Source organism: Luteibacter sp. ME-Dv--P-043b, assembly GCF_030209605.1.
Lineage (GTDB): Bacteria > Pseudomonadota > Gammaproteobacteria > Xanthomonadales > Rhodanobacteraceae > Luteibacter.
On record NZ_JARVRT010000008.1, the window covers coordinates 273,772 to 290,937 of the forward strand.

Sequence of the window (17,166 nt, forward strand, 5' to 3'; positions counted from 1 at the left end):
CGCGGGCAGGGGTTGAGCTGCCGGCCGGGGACAGGGACACTCGGCGGCTACCCGAACCCGCAAGGTCGCGCACGATGAACGTTACCCCCTTCTATCCCGTCGGTACGCCCGGCCAGCCCTGGACCGCGGCGGACGCCGCCACCTGGCGCGCCCGCCAGGTGAGGAAGCGCAGCTATGCCGACGATGTCCTGGGGGCGATCGAGCCGCTGCGCCAGCGTTTCGAGGTCGGCGAGTACGGTGCGCTCGACTATGCAGAAGGCCATTACCCGCTGCTGGCGATCCGCAGCCGTGACTGGAACGACGCCTTGCCCGTGCTGCTGGTGACCGGCGGCGTGCACGGCTATGAGACCAGCGGTGTCGAAGGCGCCCTGCAATTCGTTCGCGACCACGGCGCCGACTACACCGGCCGGGCCAACCTGCTGGTCGTTCCCTGCGTCAGCCCCTGGGCCTACGAGCGCATCCTGCGCTGGAATCCCGACGCGATCGACCCCAACCGCAACTTCCGCCTGGACAGCCCGGCGGCGGAGTCGGCGGCGCTGGTCCGGTTGCTGGCGCCCTTGGCAGACAAGGTACTGGTCCATATCGACCTGCATGAGACCACCGATTCGGACGAATCGGAGTTTCGTCCCGCGCTGGCCGCGCGCGACGGCACCGCTTACGAGCCCGGCGAGATTCCCGACGGGTTCTACCTGGTCGATAGCGTGGCCAACCCGCAGCCGGCCTTCCAGAAGGTGATGATCGACGCGGTGGCGAAGGTCACCCATATCGCCCCGGCGGATGAGCGGGGCGAGATCATCGGCTCGCCCGTCGTCGCGCCGGGCGTCATCGAATACGACGTGAAGGCGCTCGGACTCTGTGCCGGCATCACCGATGCCCGCTATGTCACCACCACCGAGGTCTACCCGGACAGCCCGCGGGCTACGCCGCAGCAGTGCAACGACGCGCAGGTGGCGGCGGTGCGGGCCGGCTTCGATTACGCGCTGGCCCAAGGGTGACGGCGCCCGCTGGCCGGGTCCGCGACCGGCCTGTCAGCGGCTGTACGAGAGTTCGGACGCGCGCCGGGCCGTCGGCCTCGTCCGGCCGAAGCCCTCGCGAAAGCCGGGACACGCCATAATTTCGCTACAATCGCGTTTTGCCCCACGGCACGCGCCCCGGTCCATGCCGGCCAGCGCCTGTTGCCGGCTCACGGAGAGGCCATGAACCCCCCACGAGACACCCGCGGATGATCGAAGGCACCCTGTTCGTGGTGGCCGCTCCCTCGGGCGCAGGCAAGTCGACGCTGGTCAACGCCCTGCTGGAGCGCGAGCCGGACATCTCCCTGTCGATCTCGCACACCACGCGCCCCCCGCGCGTGGGTGAGCAATACGGCCGTCACTACTTCTTCGTCGAGCGTGCGGACTTCGAGCGCGAGATCGCCGACGGCATCTTCCTCGAACACGCGGAAGTCCACGGCAACCTGTACGGCACCTCCCGCATCGTCGTAGAGGAAAAACTCGCCGACGGCGCCGATGTCCTGCTCGAGATCGACTGGCAGGGCGCGCGGCAGGTTCGCCAGGGCAAGCCGGATTGCGTCAGCGTGTTCATCCTGCCGCCCTCGCGGGTGGAACTGGAACGCCGCCTGCGCGGCCGCGGTTCGGACGCGCCGGAAGTGATCGAGCGCCGCCTGTTCAACTCGCGCGAGGAAATCGCCCACGCGCACGAGTTCGACTACATCATCGTCAACGACCGTTTCGAGGACGCCCTGGCGGACCTCCAGTCGATCGTCCGCGCCGTACGCCAGCGCGCGCCCGTGGCGGCGCGCCGCCACGAAACGCTGATCCAGGAGTTGCTGGCCCCATGACCGACGACGCCATCGTCCGCATCCGCGGACTGACCACCGTGCTCAACGGCAAGACCATTTTCGACGCGCTCGACCTGGACATCCCGCGCGGCAAGGTCACCGCGATCATGGGTCCCAGCGGCACCGGCAAGACCACCCTGCTCAAGCACATCACCGGGCAGATGCGCGGCGACGCCGGCACGGTGGAGGTCGACGGCCAGAACGTCCCCGCGCTGTCGCGCGAGAAGTTGTTCGGCCTGCGCGAGCGGATCGGCTACCTCTTCCAGAATTCCGCCCTGCTGACCGACTACGACGTGTTCGAGAACGTCGCCTTTCCCCTGCGCCAGCACACCGACCTGCCCGAGGAACTGATCCGCAACATCGTGCTGAACAAGCTCGAGGCGGTCGGCCTGCGCGGCGCGGCGAAGCTGGAGCCGACCGAGCTCTCCGGCGGCATGGCGCGGCGCGTGGCGCTGGCCCGCGCCATCGTCTTCGACCCGGCCCTGATCCTGTACGACGAACCCTTCGTCGGCCTGGATCCCATCGCGCTCAACCAGGTGCTGCTGCTGATCCGCACGCTCAACGAAACCCTCGGCATCACCAGCGTGCTGGTGGCGCACGAACTGGCCGCGGTGCAGAAGGTGGCCGACCACGTCTACCTCATCGCCAACGGCAAGGTCGTGGCGCAGGGCGCCCCGGCCACCCTGGCCACCGACGGCTCGCCGTGGACGGCGCAGTTCTTCGGCGGGCAGATCGATGGCCCGGTTCCCTTCCAGTATCCCGCGGGCGACTACGCCACCGCGCTCGGTTTCCCCGGAGACAAGGCATGACCACCCGGGACGACAACGTCGTCATCCGCAGCCTCGCCCAGATCGGCGCGAGTGGCCTGTTCCTGCTCACCGTGCTGGCGGCCATCCCGCGCAGCTTCCGCTACTTCCGCGAGACGCTCCGGCAGATCTGGTTCGTCGGCGCCATGAGCCTCACCATCGTCATGACCTGCGGCCTGTTCGTGGGCATGGTGCTCGGCCTGCAGCTGTACGACGTGCTGTCGATCTTCGGCGGCACCTCGGCCACCGGTACCGTGGTGGCCATCGCCATCTACCGCGAGCTCGGCCCGGTGGTCACCGCGCTGCTGTTCGCCGGCCGCGCGGGCACCTCGGTGACGGCGGAAATCGGCCTGATGCGCGCCACCGACCAGCTCGATGCCATGGAAATGATGGCGGTCGATCCCATCGCCTACGTGGTGGCGCCGCGCTTCCTCGCCGGCGTGATCGCGCTGCCGCTGCTCGGTGTCGTGTTCTGCGCCATGGGCGTGTTCGGCGGCCACCTGGTCGGCGTCACCTGGCTGGGCATCGACAACGGCACGTTCTGGTCGAACATGACCGCCTCCGTCGACGTCCACAAGGACATCATCAACGGTGTCCTGCTCAAGTCCTTCGCCTTCGGCATCGTGGTCTCGCTGATCGCCGTGTTCCAGGGCTACACCACGCCGCCCACCAGCGAGGGCGTCGCCTATGCGACGACCCGCACGGTGGTCGCTTCGTCCATCGCCATCCTGGCGCTGGACTTCGTCCTCACCTCGTTCCTGATCTGAGGCACCGGAGACCCGCCATGACTTTCCCTTCCCTTCTTTCCCCTTCGAGGATCGTGCCGTGACCCAGAGACGTTCCTATGCCGTCGGCACCGGCCTGTTCATCGTGCTCGGTTTTGCCGCGCTGGCCTACCTGGCCACGCAGACCACCTCGGTGGCCAATTCGCACCGCGGTTCCAGCTACGAGGTCTCCACCCGCTTTTCCAACATCGGCCAGCTGAAGGCGCGCGCGCCGGTCAAGGTCGCCGGTGTCCGGGTCGGCTCGGTCGAGTCGATCGACCTGGTCCCGGGTAAGGAAGAAGCCAAGGTCACCCTGGCCATCGACGACAACCGGAAGGACATCCCGGACGATTCCGTCGCGACGATCTATACCAGCGGCCTCCTGGGCGACCAGTACGTGGGCCTGCAGTACGGCCAGTCGAAGACCCCGCTGAAGGCTGGCGGCGAGCTCGCCTTCACCCGTCCGGCCCAGCAGCTGGAAGAAATGCTCGGCAAGTTCTTCGGTGGCGGCAGCGCCCCGGATCGCCTGGGCGGCACCTTCCACGTCACCGGTAACTTCACCAACATCGGTGGCCTGCAGCCGGGCGCGGCGGTCAAGCTGGCCGGTGTGCCGATCGGCAGCGTGTCGTCGGTGCTGGTCAAGCCGGGTGCCACGGAAGCCACCGTGACCCTTGCGATCGACAAGCGTTACTCCCAGATACCGGATGACTCGGCCGCGGCGGTGTTCACAAGCGGTTTGATCGGTAGCCAGTATGTTGCGATCCAGCCGGGCGGCTCGCCGGAATACCTCGCGGATGGTGACGAGCTGGTGCTCACGCAATCCGCGCTGCAGCTGGAAGACCTGATCGGCAAGTTCCTCGTGAACGGCTCGCCGAGCGACAACAAGAACGGTGCCCCCCAGGGTGGCGCCAACCCCGATAACGCCGGCAAGAAGTAAGCCGGTCCAGGAGACATCGCATGCTGCGTCAGATTTCCCTCGCCATCGCCCTTGCCCTCGGCAGCGTCGTGGCAGCACCCGTGCTCGCCCAGGATGCCGCGCCGGCCTCCGCCGGCCAGCAGCAGGGCCCGGAGCAGATCGTCCAGACCATCTCCGACGACCTGGGCAAGGCCATCGAAGGCCATCAGGCCGAGCTCAAGAACGATCACGAGAAACTGATCGCGGTCATCGACGATACGTTCCTGCCGCACTTCGATATCGACTACGCGTCGATCCTGGTGCTGGGCCAGAACGCCTCGAAGGCCACCCCCGAGCAGCGCGAACGCTTCGCCAAGGCGTTCTACAACTCGATCACCCATCGTTACGCCGAAGGCCTGCTGAACTACACGCGCGGCAAGGTCAAGGTGCTGCCTTCCTCCGGCGACCTCAACAACAAGCGCACCGTGGTCCGCACCCAGGTCATGCTCGACGACGGCAAGTCGGTCTCGGTCGACTACGCGTTCCGCAAGTCGAAGTCGGGTGACTGGAAGGCCTACGACGTGATCATCGAAGGCATCTCGTACATCACCAACTACCGCAACCAGGTGGATGCCGAGATCAAGAAGGAAGGCCTCGACAAGCTGACCACCGACCTCGAGACCAAGGGTGCGGGCGCCATCGACGACATGAAGAAAGACACGGGCGGCGCCGGCAAGTGAGCCAGGCGTCGTTCTCGCTGGCGACGCCCTCGCCGGACACCCTCGCGGTGTCCGGCGATCTCACGTTCGCCACGGCGACCGCGGCCCTTGACGGCGCCCGCGCCGAGCTGGATCGCGGCAACCAGACCGTGCTGGACCTGGGTGGCGTGTCGCACGCCGATAGCGCCGGTCTCGCTACGGTGCTGGCCTTGCTGGCCCATGGCAGGACGAAGGGCAGGGCGATCTCGGTCGCCCGTGCGCCGCAGGGCCTGCATGCGCTGGCGCGGGTGTCGGGCGTCGACGCGTTGCTCTAGCTTTGTTTGTGTCGATGATCGTTTGATCCAGGCCCTGCGGGGCCTTTTTCATGGGTGCGATTTTTTGGCGGGCCGGTCACACTTCCAAGCGCTGAGGTCCCCGATAGGTGTGTAGGAGCGCACGCTCGTGCGCGAAAGGCGTCGCGTCCACGCATGGGCTAACGCGCGAGGGTCAAGGCACGGCCTCAACACATATCGCGCACGTGCGTGCGCTCCTACCCCCGAGTTCCCGAGTTCCCGAGTTCCCGAGTTCCCGAGTTCCCGAGCCGCCGAGCCGCCGAGTCCCCGAGTCCCCGAGCCCCCGAGCCCCCGAGCCGCCGACGCACCCACGTCCGAAAACCGCCCAAGCCAGGACCAAAAAAAGGGCCCTGAAGGGCCCTTTCTTGATCAGTTGGGCTTCTGCCCGTTCGACCGTTCCCACTTGTGTTGTTCGTCCAGGAGCTGCTCCGGGTCGAAATCCTTGTTGCTGTCGCTCAGCCCCTGCATCTGCTCGATCGCTTCGGCCGGCGGATTGCCGTCGTAGATCTGGTAGAGACGCTGCTGGCGATAGGCGTCGCGCAGGAACACGTACGGATCGTAGGCCGAAGCGAGGAAGCTCTCGGCATCGATCGCGCGGGCGCGGACCGTGATGAGGTACAGGACCGACGGGGCGTAGTACTGGCCGCTGTGGAAGTCGTGGTTGCGGCTCAGGTAGCTCAGCGGGTCGAAGAAGTAGCTGTCTACCGGCAGGCGCCAGACGTCGCGCACCGTGGTCGGGCCGATCAGCGGCATGACCAGGTAGTTGCCCTCGGGGACGCCCCAGCGGGCCAGGGTGACGCCGAAGTCGCTGTCGTACAGCGGCATGCCGAGCATGCTGGCCGGGTCCTTGAAGCCGAGGACGCCGATGGTCAGGTTCACCACGAAGCGACCCGTGGTCACGGCCGCCTGGCCGGGACGGAACTGGAGTAGCTGGTTGCCGATGGTGATCGGCAGGCGGATATTGGTGTAGAAGTCACTGACCGCCGTACGGACGGGCGGGTTGGTGATCTTCCGGTAACCTACCGCGACAGGGCGGATGATCGCCTTGTCCAGCTTGTCGTTGAAGGCGTACACCTTCCGGTTGAAGTTTTCGTTCGGGTCGTCGGTGCGGGGCGGCGCGATGTGACACGCGGCAAGCAGCGCCAGCGACGCGAGGCCGACGGCACGACGGATGATCCGGAAAAGGGGCATGGGGCGCATCGGAGTGGCTTCGGGGGTGGGGCGATGGGTTAGTGTACTGCCTGGTTTTATTATTTGCACTACTACCCGCCCTTCCTGGTCAGAACCCCACATGATACCCGTCCCCTCATTGCCAGCCAATGGGCCGGACCGCTAAACTGCCCGGTCAGAAGTATCTTTATTGTCAAGGATTAGAAATGGCCCGAATTACCGTCGAAGACTGCCTTGAGGTAGTCGACAACCGCTTTGAGCTGGTGCTCATGGCGACCAAGCGCGCGCGCCAGCTGTCCAAGGGTGCCGAGCCCACCATCGATCCTGACAACGACAAGCCGACCGTGCTCGCCCTGCGCGAAATCGCCGACCGCCGCGTCAACGACGAGATGATCGACGAAATCGACCGCGCCGCCCGCGAGCGTGCCGAGCGCGAAGCCCTCGAGTGGGCCGCCACGGAAGTGGACGACGACCTCTCCAAGGGCGGGGATGACTGATGATGCCGGGTCGCTGTCGGCCCTGCATTTATCCGAACGTTGCGCGCCCTGACGCGCGGCCGCTGACGCCGCGCGCGGGAGGCTGTGCCGGCTGACGGCACAGGGCCTTCCATGGAAGTCATTCCCGTCAAGAAACTGACCGATGTGCTGGACGACGGCCCGGTGCCGCCTTACGTCCAGGCTCTCGAAGAACGGGTAGGTACCTACCTGCCGCACGACCAGGTGCTGCGTATCCGGCGCGCCTTCCTCATCGGTGCCGCCGCGCACGAGGGGCAGACGCGTAAATCCGGCGAGCCTTACATCACGCACCCGGTGGCGGTGGCCCATGTGCTGGCCGAACTGGGCCTGGATGCCGAGACGATCATCGCGGCCATCCTGCACGACACCCTGGAAGACACCCGGCTGGCGCGGGACGAATTGGCCGGCGAGTTCGGCGAGACCGTGGCCGAGCTGGTCGACGGCGTCACCAAGCTCGACAAGATGCGGTTTTCCAGCCGCCAGGAAGCCGATGCGGAAAGCTTCCGCAAGATGCTCCTGGCCATGGCGCGCGACCTGCGCGTCATCCTGATCAAGCTCTCCGACCGCCTGCACAACATGCGCACCCTGGGGGCGAAGGACGCCCCCTCGCGTCGCCGCATCGCCCGCGAAACGTTGGAGATCTACGCGCCCATCGCGCAGCGCCTGGGCATGAACAAGTTCAAGGCCGAGCTGCAGGACCTGGGTTTCAAGGCGTTGTATCCGGATCGCCACCGCATCATCGGCGAGCGTATCCGGGCGGCCATCGGCAATCGCCGCGAGGCCATGGCGAAGATCGAGATGGCCCTCGAGGGGCGCCTGGCCGCCGAGAAGATCCCCGGCCGCGCCGTCAGCCGGATCAAGTCGGCGTGGAGTATCTATTCGAAGATGCGCGGCGACCATAAATCGTTCGCGCAGCTGATGGATGTCTACGGCTTCCGCGTCATTACCGACAGCGCCATGCACTGCTACATGGCGCTCGGCGCCGTGCACGGCTTGTACAAGCCGGTGGACGGCCGCTTCAAGGATTTCATCGCCATACCCAAGGGTAACGGCTACCAGTCGCTGCACACCGTGTTGCTGGGTCCGTTCGGCGCCCCCATCGAGATCCAGATCCGCACCTCGGAGATGGAGTCGGTGGCCGAACGCGGCGTGGCCGCGCACTGGGCCTACAAGACCGACTCCGGTCCGTCCAACAGCGCGCAGGCCCGCGCCCGGGAGTGGTTGTCCGCGTTGGCCGATAGCCAGGCCAATACACCGTCGGCCTCGGAATTCCTCGAAAACGTCAAGATCGACCTGTTCCCGGACGAGGTCTACCTGTTCACGCCGCGCGGCGAGATCTTCTCGCTGCCGCGCAACGCTACGGCGCTGGATTTCGCCTACGCCGTGCACACCGACGTGGGCGATCACGCGGTAGCGGCCCGCGTGGACAAGAAGCTGGTGCCGCTGCGCACGCGCCTGGTCTCGGGCCAGCAGGTGGAGATCATCACCGCACCCTCCGCCGTGCCGAACCCTGCCTGGCTCGAGGCGGTGGTGACGGGCAAGGCGCGTACCGCCATTCGCCAGTACCTCAAGCACCTGCAGCACGAGGACGCCGTGGATTTCGGCCATCGCATGCTCGACCGCGCGCTCGATGCGCGTGGCATGAGCCTCGACGCCGTGCCGGCCGCCACGCTGGACCGCTTCCTCGAAGACGCGAAGCTGAAGCGTCTGGAAGAACTGCTTTCCGAGATCGCGCTGGGCAACCGTTTCGCCGACCAGGTCGCCGTGCAGCTGCTCGGCCTGCTGGGCCCGGGCGCCGGTGGCCCGCAGGCGTCGCCCGAGCAGCAGCACAGCGCGGAAAAGATCCGCATCAGCGGTGCCGAGCGCGGGGTGCTCAGCTTCGGCAACTGTTGTCACCCGTTGCCGGGCGACGAGATCATCGGCTTCCTGTCCTCGGGCAAGGGCATCGTGGTGCACCGGGTGGAATGCCCGAACGTACCGGAGTTCCGCAAGACGCCCGAGCGCATCGTGGCCATCGAGTGGGACCGCGACGTGGCCGGCGACTACCGCGCCGAACTGCGCATCGAGGTGCTCAACCGCCCCGGCGTGCTCGCCACCGTGGCCGCCGCCATCGCCGATGCCGGTTCCAACATCGAGAACGTCGAATACATCGAGCGCGACAGCACCGCCGCCACGCTGCTGTTCGCCATCGAGGTCAAGGGCCGCAAGCACCTCGCCGACGTCATGCGCCGCGTCCGCCGCACCGGCGTCGTCAGCGGCGTGTACCGCCACCCGCTCTGACGACCCCACCCGCGCCACCCCCAACCACCCGCGCCGTCCCCAACCACTCGCACGGTCCCCCATTGCCGTGGGTAGGAGCGCACGATGTGCGCGAATGGGGCTTGCGTAGCCCTTGAGGTCTTGCCTCTTCACCGCTTTGTTGGCTTTTCGCGCACATCGTGCGCTCCTACCGCGAGGTGCGGGCACACCTCGCTAGCGGCGATTCCACGGCATGGATAGACTGGCGGTCGATCCCACAAGGACCCTCCCCATGACCCGCAGCACCATCGCTACCGACAAGGCGCCGTCCGCCATTGGCCCGTATTCGCAGGCCGTTCGTGCCGGCAACACCGTGTATTTCTCGGGCCAGATCCCGCTCGATCCCGCCACGGGCAACCTGGTCGACGGGGACATCACCGCGCAGACGCGGCGCGTGTTCGACAACCTCGTCGCGGTCGCCGAGGCGGCGGGCGGCACGCTGGCGGATATCGTCCGCGTGGGCATCTACGTGACCGACCTGGGCAACTTCGCCGCCGTGAACGCGGTGATGGCCGAATACTTCCAGCAGCCGTACCCGGCGCGTTCCACCATCGAGGTCTCGGGCCTGCCCAAGGCCGCCCAGGTCGAGGTCGACGCGATCCTCGTCCTGCCGTAAGGCCCGCCCCGTTCCCGTGGCCCGACGCGCGACACCCCCGTCCGCCGCCAGTCCGGCGGCGGACCCCGGGCGTGCGCCGCTGACCTCGCTCGGTGGCGTGGGCCCGGCCCTGGCCGAGACCTTGCGCAAGCTGGGCCTTCGCGAGGTCCAGGACCTCTGGTTCCACCTGCCGCTTCGCTACGAAGACCGCACCACCGTCGTGCCCATCGGCGACCTTCGCCCGGGCGATCGTGCGCAGGTCGAGGGCGTGGTCGAGCACGTCGAGCGAGGCTTCCGCTTCCGGCCGCAGCTGAAGGTGATCATCGGCGACGATTCCGGACGCCCGCTGCTGCTGCGCTTCTTCCACTTCCGCAAGTCGCAGGTGGACCAGTTGCCCAAGGGCGCGCGGTTGCTCTGCTTCGGCGAAGTGCGCCAGGGCCCGCAAGGCCTGGAGATCGTCCACCCGCAATACCAGCGCATCGAGGCCGACGAGGCCGTGCTGATGGACGAGCGGCTCACGCCGGTCTATCCCACCACGGAGGGCCTGGGCCCGCGGCGCCTCGCCAGTGTCATCGGCCGCGCGCTGGCCCACCTGCCTGCCGACGATCGCCTCGAACTCATCCCCGAGGACATCGGTCGCCCCGCGGGGCTCACCTCGTTGCGCGACGCGCTGGCGTACGTGCACCGGCCACCGACGGATGTCGACCTGCGCCAGCTCGAGGCGGGCCGGCATCCCGCGCAGCAGCGCCTGGCCTTCGAGGAATTGCTGACCCAGCACCTCACCCTGCGTCGTATGCGCGCGGCGGTGAAGGAGCGCAAGGCACCGGCACTGAAAAGCGCCGGCACGCTGAAGGATCGCCTGCTGGCCGCGCTGCCGTTCGCGCTCACCGGTGCGCAGGCGCGCGTGTCGAAGGAAGTGGCACGCGACCTGTCGCGCGCGCATCCGATGCTGCGCCTGGTGCAGGGTGACGTAGGCAGCGGCAAGACCGTGGTCGCTGCGCTGGCCGCCGTCGCCGCGGTGGAAAGCGGTTACCAGGTGGCCCTGATGGCGCCGACCGAACTGCTGGCCGAGCAGCACCTGCGCAACTTCCGCGCCTGGCTGGAGCCGCTCGGCCTGGAAGTGGAATGGCTGGCCGGCAAGGTACAAGGCAAGGCACGCAAGAGCGCCCTGGCTCGTGCGGCGGACGGGCAGGCGCACGTCGTCGTCGGCACGCACGCGCTGATGCAGGAGGGCGTGGCGTTCCACAAGCTGGGGCTGGTCATCGTCGACGAGCAGCACCGCTTCGGTGTGCACCAGCGCCTCGCCCTGCGCGACAAGGGCGCCGACGGCGCCCTCATTCCGCACCAGCTGGTGCTCACCGCCACGCCCATCCCGCGCACGCTGGCCATGAGTGCCTACGCCGATCTCGATGTGTCCTCGATCGACGAACTGCCCCCCGGCCGTACGCCGGTGCAGACCGTGGCGATCTCCAACGAACGTCGCTACGAGGTCATGGAGCGCATCCACGCCGCCTGCATGCAGGGGCGGCAGGTGTACTGGGTGTGCACGCTGATCGAGGAATCCGAACAGCTCAACGCGCAGGCCGCCGAGGTCGCGCACGCCGAACTGACCACGGGCCTGCCGGACCTGGCCGTGGGCCTGATCCACGGGCGCATGAAGCCGAAGGAAAAACAGGCGGTGATGGATGCGTTCAAGGCCGGCGAACTTGCCGTGCTGGTCGCCACCACCGTCATTGAAGTCGGTGTGGACGTGCCCAACGCCAGCCTCATGGTGATCGAGAACAGCGAGCGCCTGGGCCTGGCGCAGCTGCACCAGTTGCGCGGGCGCGTCGGGCGCGGCGCGATCGCCTCGAACTGCGTGCTGCTCTACCAAACGCCGCTGTCCCGGCTGGCGCGCGAGCGCCTGCAGGTGATGCGCGAGACCAACGACGGCTTCCGCATCGCCGAGAAGGACCTGGAACTGCGCGGCCCGGGCGAAGTGCTGGGCACGCGGCAGACCGGGCAGCTGCAGTTCCGCATCGCCGACCTCACGCGCGACGGCCACCTCATGCCCGAGGTGCAGCGAGTGGCCGAGGCGATGATGGCCGAGCACCCCGCGCGCTGCGAGCGTCTCATCGCGCGCTGGGTGGGCGATGCGGCACGCTATGTGGACGCCTGAAACAGCGTGCTAGAGTCGTAGCTTCCTTCGATGGGGGCATGCGAATGACTGTGATCCGGGCCGCCGTGGTGTCCACGGCCCTTCTCCTGCTCGCCATGCTGGCGCTCCCCGCGCACGCTGCCCCGGTCGTCAGTGGCGAGGCCCGCTTCACGGTCCTTACCCCGCGTGTCATCCGTATGGAATACGCGCCGTCGACACAGTTCGAAGATCGTCCTTCGCTGGTCTTCGCCACGCGCGGCAACGGTGCCGACGTGCCCGCCAGCGTATCCCACGACAACGGCTGGCTGGTCATCCGCACGGCCCTGCTCACGCTGCGCTACAAGGAAGGCTCGGGCCCCTTCAGCGCAGACAACCTCAGCATCGCGTCGAAGCAACTCACGCCCGCACTGGCGTGGCATCCCGGGCTGAAGGAAGCGCACAACCTCGGCGGCACGGCACGCACGCTGGACCAGGTGGATGGCGACCGTCATGCGTCCGACAACACGCCGCTCGACCTGGGCGACGGCCTGCTGTCACGCGACGGCTGGCACCTGGTCGACGACACCGGCAGCTTCGTCTTCGGCAGCGAGGCGTTGGCCTGGGTGCATCGTCGCGAGTGCGCCACCTGCACCGACTGGACCTTCTTCGGCTACGGCCACGACTACGTGGCGGCGCTGGGCGATTTCGCGCAGGTTGCCGGGCGTGAGCCGCTGCCGCCGCGCTACGCGTTCGGTTACTGGTGGTCGCGCTACTGGAACTACAGCGACAGCGAGGTGCGCCAGGTGGCCGCCGACTTCGCGCGCTATGGCATCCCGCTGGACGTGCTGGTCATCGATATGGACTGGCATACCACGCCCGGCCTGTCGTCCGGCGGCAACGAGCGCGACGTCGCCGGGCAGACCCCAGGCTGGACGGGATTCTCGTGGAACCGCAGCCTGTTCCCCGACCCGCAGCGGCTGCTGCACTGGCTGGGCGAGCAGGGCCTGAAGGTCACCCTGAACCTGCATCCCGCGTCCGGTGTATTGCCGCACGAGGACGCCTACGCCGCGTTCATGGCCCGGATGAAGGCCGACCCCGCCCATCCGCTGCCGTTCGAGGCGGCCGATGCCGCTTATATGTCGGCCCTGTTCGACACCGTGCTCGATCCGCTGCACCGCATGGGCGTGAGCTTCTGGTGGCTGGACTGGCAGCAATGGCGTGAATCCAAGGCCATGCCGGGCCTGAGCAACACGTGGTGGCTCAACCATGTGTTCTTCACCCGCATGCAGCAGACCGACAGCAAGCGCGCCTTGATCTACCACCGCTGGGGCGGCCTCGGTAATCATCGTTACCAGGTGGGTTTCTCGGGCGATTCGATCATCTCGTGGGCCTCGCTCGCGTTCCAGCCCCGGTTCACCGCGACGGCATCGAACGTGCTTTACGGCTACTGGAGCCACGACCTCGGCGGCCACACCTTCCGCGACGAAAGCGATCCGGCGACGCGTCGGATCGACCCGGAGCTTTATTTGCGCTGGATGCAGTTCGGTGCCTACAGCCCGATCATGCGCACGCACACCACCAAGAACCCGAACCTGCGCAAGGAGCCCTGGCGGTTCGCGCCGGCCGAGTTCGACGCCCTGCGCGAGTCGGTGCTGACGCGCTACCGCTTGTTGCCCTACACCTACACCATGGCCCGCAAGGCGTACGACACCGGTGTCTCGGTGGTCCGGCCGCTGTACTACGCGTGGCCCGACGACGATCGCTCCTATCGCAGCGACGGCGAGTACCTGTTCGGCGACGACCTGCTGGTCGATCCGGTCACGGCGGCGGCGGGTGCGGACGGCTTCGCCGTTCGCGAGACCTGGCTGCCGCGGGGTGCCTGGTTCGATACCGTGCGGGGCCGTTCGTTGCAGGGCGAGCGCACCGTGCAGGGACGCTATCGCCTGGACGAAACACCGGTGTTCGCGCGCGCCGGCGCCATCGTTCCCACCAGCGCCGATCCCACGGTGAGCGTGTCCCACGACACCGGCGCACGCACGTTGCGCGTGTACCCCGGTGGTCAGGCCACGGCCGAGCTGTATGAAGATGCCGGCGACGACGAGGCCTATCGTGGCAGCGCCTTCGCGCGCACGGCGCTGGCGACGCAGACGCTGCCCCACGGCATGCGCCTGCGCATCGCCGCACGCGACGGCAGTTATCCGGGCATGCCCGCGTCGCGTCGCTGGTCGGTCGATTTCGTCGCGGTGGCCATGCCCTCGCGCGTTACCGTCGACGGCGTGACGCTCACCCGCGCCGACGATGGCGCGCCGGGCACGTGGCGGCTTCGTGGTCGCGACCTCACGTTGCACGTGGTGCTGCCCGAGCATGCGGCGGCACAGCCGCAGGTGGTCGAGGTGACCTGGCCCGCGGACGCGCCGGATGTGGATGGGCTGGTCGGCCAGATGCGCGACGTGCGCGAGGCCGTCGCCTGGCTGAAAGGCCACTGGGTCGACTTCGGCGGCCTTCCCGACGAACTCTCGGCCGCGGCGCAGGCCGACCTGCTCATCGACTACCACCCCGACCGGTTCGCGGCGGAAGTGGCGGCCTTCCGCGGACGGCTGGCGACGCTGGACGCCACCCTGGAGGCCGCCCATGTAGCGGCCGACCTGCGCGCCGGCTTCCGTAGCCGTCTCGGTCGCTAGGCGGCCGACGCGGCCAGGCCCAGGTGCCGGCGCACGTCCGCCGCGATCCGGACGGTTTCCCGCAGCGGTGCCTGCCGGGCAGGTGTGTCGGCGTCCAGGTCGTGCAACAGGCCGGCCTGCCGCAACCCCGCATGGAACCGGGCCAGCTTCGCGTCCAGTGGCGCCGAGGTGAACGTGTGCACGGGGGCGCCCGTGGCGCAGGCTTCCGAGAGCATGTTCACCGAATCCGGCGTGACCACCAGGCGGTCTGCCCACGCCAGGATGCCGGGGTAGGGGTTGGCGCCGTCGTGGTCGCCGGTCCAGACCAGCCCAGGCAGCCCGGCGAAGGCCTCGCGGAGGGTCGGCAGCAGCGCGGCGGGCGTGCGCCGCGACGCCGCCACCAGCACGCTGCCGCCATCCTTCGCATGGCGTGCGCGCACGGCGGCCAGGAACGCATCCACGGCGGTACGTTCGAAAGGTGCGCCACGCCGGTGTCCGCCGAGCAGCACGCCCAGGCGCGGGCCGGGCAGGTCGGCCAGCCAGGGAAAGGCGTCACGGCCATCGGCCAGCCAGGCATCGTCGATCGGATGCAGCGACCCCAGCGGCGTGAGCACGTTGTCGCCCGCCAGGCCATCGTGTGCCGGGGCGATCACCAGGTCCCAGTGGTGCGGGTCCAGCCGCGGGTCGAGCACCTGCACGGCCAGCGTGGCCCCCTGCGACCACTGGCGGACCTGCCGTGTCGCCCAGGCGGCGGCGCGGCCGCAGCCGATGACGAGCGGGGGCCACGGCGGCCGCAGGTGGTGCTCGTGGCGACCGAGCGCCAGCCGGCCGAGTGGCAGCAGGCGTGGCGCGGCCCACGACCAGGGCGCGCGCAGTTCGACCACGATCTCGCGGATGGAGGGAGTGAGTGCTTCGGCCAGCGCCAGCGCCTGTCGCCGGTTGCCCGCCGCCCCGTCGGTGATCACCCAGCAGGGGCCGCGCTCGGCGATTGGTATCGTTTTTTGCACACTTCGTTCCTTGTCCGACCGGTCCACACGGGGCGCCGGGGCGCTTACACTGTCGGAATGCCAGAGTTTGGCGTCTCGTCACTGTACAAGGATATCCATGAGCGCTCCGCTGTCCGATGCATCGCTGGACCAGTTGTTCCTCACCGCCCGCACCTATAACGCGTGGCTGCCCAGGGAAGTGACCGACGACCAGCTCCACCGGTTGTACGAGCTGGCGAAGTTCGGTCCCACCGCGGCCAACTCGTCGCCCATGCGCATCATGTTCATCAAGTCCGCCGACGCCAAGGCGCGTCTCAAGCCCTACCTCGCCGAGTCGAACGCCGAGAAATCGATGCAGGCCCCGGTCACCGCCATCGTGGCCACCGATTTTGCGTTCTACGACCAGCTGCCCAAGCTGTTCCCACATGCGGATGCGCGCAGCTGGTTTGTCGGCAAGGAAGACATGATCCAGTCCTCGGGCATGCGCAACGGGTCGCTGCAGGGTGCGTACCTCATCATGGCCGCCCGTGCCCTGGGCCTGGACTGCGGCCCGATGTCCGGGTTCGACCAGGCCGGCGTGGATGCCGAGTTCTTCGCCGGCACCACCGTCAAGTCCAATTTCCTGGTGAACATCGGCTATGGCGATGCCAGCCAGCATCTGTATGACCGCCTGCCGCGGCTCAGCTTCGAGGAAGCCGCGCAGATCGCGTGACACCCCTTTCCCGCGGTGACCTTTCGTTCCCGCCGTCCTAGTCGTACCCACACTGCTGGAGAACCACCCATGCGCATGCTCCGTTACGTCGCCCTCGCCGGCCTGCTCGCCACCGCCGGCACCGCCGTCGCCGCCCCGGTCACCTACAAGCTCGACCCGACCCACACCATGGTCCTGTTCAGCTGGAACCACTTCGGCTTCTCCAACCCGACCGCCAACCTTGGCCAGGTCGACGGCACGCTGGTGTACGACGAGGCCGCTCCCACCAAGTCCACCGTGGAAGTGACCCTGCCGCTCTCCGGCCTGGATACCTTCGTGCCCAAGCTCGACGAGCACCTGAAGTCGGCCGACTTCCTCGACGCCGCCAAGTACCCGAACATCACCTTCAAGAGCACGAAGGTCGTGTCGGCCGGCAAGGACAAGCTGAAGGTCACCGGCGACCTCACCGCGCACGGCGTAACCAAGCCGGTCACGCTCGACGTCACGCTGAACAAGGTCGGCCCGCATCCGATGATGAAGGTGCAGTCGGTCGGCTTCGACGCCACCGCCACCATCAAGCGCTCCGACTTCGGCGTCGGCGCGTATGTGCCCAACGTGTCGGACGAGATCAAGATCCGCATCACGACCGAAGGCCACGACGCGTCCGCTGAGAAGAAGTAAGCCCCGCGGGCCTCGCGGTCCGTGAAAGACCCGCGCCGGCGACGGCGCGGGTTTTCTTTTTTGTTACCATCGCAGATCCCGGTTCCACCGTTTCGCCC

General features: G+C 67.8%; 16 protein-coding genes. 14 read left to right on the forward strand and 2 right to left on the reverse strand.

From position 1 onward, the window contains the following. Window positions 1-74: 74 nt before the first annotated feature. From QRN34_RS06215 to QRN34_RS06245, 7 genes are all read left to right on the forward strand, one after another. A complete protein-coding gene (locus QRN34_RS06215; RefSeq protein ID WP_285402980.1) occupies window positions 75-995 on the forward strand; it encodes a M14 family metallocarboxypeptidase in 921 nt (306 codons plus the stop codon). Between the two features lie 227 nt (window positions 996-1,222). Continuing rightward, window positions 1,223-1,840 (forward strand): guanylate kinase, encoded by a 618-nt coding sequence (gene gmk, locus QRN34_RS06220; protein ID WP_285402982.1) that lies wholly within the window; start codon window positions 1,223-1,225, stop codon window positions 1,838-1,840. Then, a complete protein-coding gene (locus tag QRN34_RS06225; protein WP_285402983.1) occupies window positions 1,837-2,649 on the forward strand; it encodes an ATP-binding cassette domain-containing protein in 813 nt (270 codons plus the stop codon). The genes gmk and QRN34_RS06225 overlap by 4 nt, the downstream gene beginning before the upstream one ends. Further along, window positions 2,646-3,413, forward strand: a complete 768-nt coding sequence (gene mlaE, locus QRN34_RS06230) for a lipid asymmetry maintenance ABC transporter permease subunit MlaE (RefSeq protein WP_036139495.1) — start codon at window positions 2,646-2,648, stop codon at window positions 3,411-3,413. The genes QRN34_RS06225 and mlaE overlap by 4 nt, the downstream gene beginning before the upstream one ends. A 58-nt stretch (window positions 3,414-3,471) precedes the next feature. Continuing rightward, the gene (gene mlaD, locus QRN34_RS06235) at window positions 3,472-4,347 is read left to right on the forward strand and encodes an outer membrane lipid asymmetry maintenance protein MlaD (protein ID WP_036139498.1); all 876 of its coding nucleotides are present in this window, start codon (window positions 3,472-3,474) and stop codon (window positions 4,345-4,347) included. A 20-nt stretch (window positions 4,348-4,367) separates the two neighbouring features. Beyond that, entirely contained in the window at window positions 4,368-5,045 is a 678-nt protein-coding gene (locus QRN34_RS06240; protein WP_285402986.1) for an ABC transporter substrate-binding protein, read from the forward strand. Continuing rightward, the gene (locus QRN34_RS06245) at window positions 5,042-5,338 is read left to right on the forward strand and encodes an STAS domain-containing protein (RefSeq protein WP_285402988.1); all 297 of its coding nucleotides are present in this window, start codon (window positions 5,042-5,044) and stop codon (window positions 5,336-5,338) included. The genes QRN34_RS06240 and QRN34_RS06245 overlap by 4 nt, the downstream gene beginning before the upstream one ends. A 387-nt stretch (window positions 5,339-5,725) precedes the next feature. On the opposite strand, the gene QRN34_RS06250 is transcribed toward QRN34_RS06245, so the two are convergent. Further along, window positions 5,726-6,547, reverse strand: coding sequence for a VacJ family lipoprotein (locus QRN34_RS06250; RefSeq protein WP_285402990.1), 822 nt, complete (start codon window positions 6,545-6,547; stop codon window positions 5,726-5,728). Between the two features lie 185 nt (window positions 6,548-6,732). Between QRN34_RS06250 and rpoZ the strand changes: the two genes are divergently transcribed. The 5 genes from rpoZ to QRN34_RS06275 all read left to right on the forward strand — a co-directional run bounded on the left by rpoZ (window position 6,733) and on the right by QRN34_RS06275 (window position 14,731). Next, on the forward strand, window positions 6,733-7,023 hold the full coding sequence (rpoZ, locus tag QRN34_RS06255; RefSeq protein WP_036139505.1) for a DNA-directed RNA polymerase subunit omega: 291 nt from the start codon (window positions 6,733-6,735) through the stop codon (window positions 7,021-7,023). A gap of 111 nt (window positions 7,024-7,134) precedes the next feature. Further along, window positions 7,135-9,321: a bifunctional (p)ppGpp synthetase/guanosine-3',5'-bis(diphosphate) 3'-pyrophosphohydrolase gene (locus tag QRN34_RS06260; protein ID WP_285402992.1), complete on the forward strand. Its 2,187-nt coding sequence runs from the start codon at window positions 7,135-7,137 to the stop codon at window positions 9,319-9,321. A gap of 250 nt (window positions 9,322-9,571) precedes the next feature. After that, window positions 9,572-9,955, forward strand: coding sequence for a RidA family protein (locus QRN34_RS06265; protein ID WP_285402994.1), 384 nt, complete (start codon window positions 9,572-9,574; stop codon window positions 9,953-9,955). 16 nt (window positions 9,956-9,971) lie between these two features. Next, complete coding sequence (gene recG, locus QRN34_RS06270) at window positions 9,972-12,092, forward strand: ATP-dependent DNA helicase RecG (protein ID WP_285402996.1); 2,121 nt, start codon at window positions 9,972-9,974, stop codon at window positions 12,090-12,092. A 44-nt stretch (window positions 12,093-12,136) separates the two neighbouring features. After that, window positions 12,137-14,731, forward strand: coding sequence for a glycoside hydrolase family 31 protein (locus QRN34_RS06275; RefSeq protein ID WP_285402999.1), 2,595 nt, complete (start codon window positions 12,137-12,139; stop codon window positions 14,729-14,731). Here QRN34_RS06275 and QRN34_RS06280 read toward each other — a convergent pair. Continuing rightward, on the reverse strand, window positions 14,728-15,717 hold the full coding sequence (locus tag QRN34_RS06280; protein WP_285403001.1) for a mitochondrial fission ELM1 family protein: 990 nt from the start codon (window positions 15,715-15,717) through the stop codon (window positions 14,728-14,730). The two genes, QRN34_RS06275 and QRN34_RS06280, sit on opposite strands and share 4 nt — an antisense overlap. 97 nt (window positions 15,718-15,814) lie before the next feature. On the opposite strand from QRN34_RS06280, the gene QRN34_RS06285 reads away from it, so the two are divergent. Together QRN34_RS06285 and QRN34_RS06290 are read left to right on the forward strand one after the other, a co-directional pair. Further along, window positions 15,815-16,408 carry a malonic semialdehyde reductase gene (locus QRN34_RS06285; protein ID WP_285403003.1) on the forward strand — a complete coding sequence of 198 codons (594 nt, stop codon included), beginning with the start codon at window positions 15,815-15,817 and terminating at the stop codon, window positions 16,406-16,408. Window positions 16,409-16,477: 69 nt separating this feature from the next. Next, the gene (locus QRN34_RS06290) at window positions 16,478-17,068 is read left to right on the forward strand and encodes a YceI family protein (protein ID WP_036139514.1); all 591 of its coding nucleotides are present in this window, start codon (window positions 16,478-16,480) and stop codon (window positions 17,066-17,068) included. The last annotated feature ends 98 nt before the right edge of the window (window positions 17,069-17,166 follow it).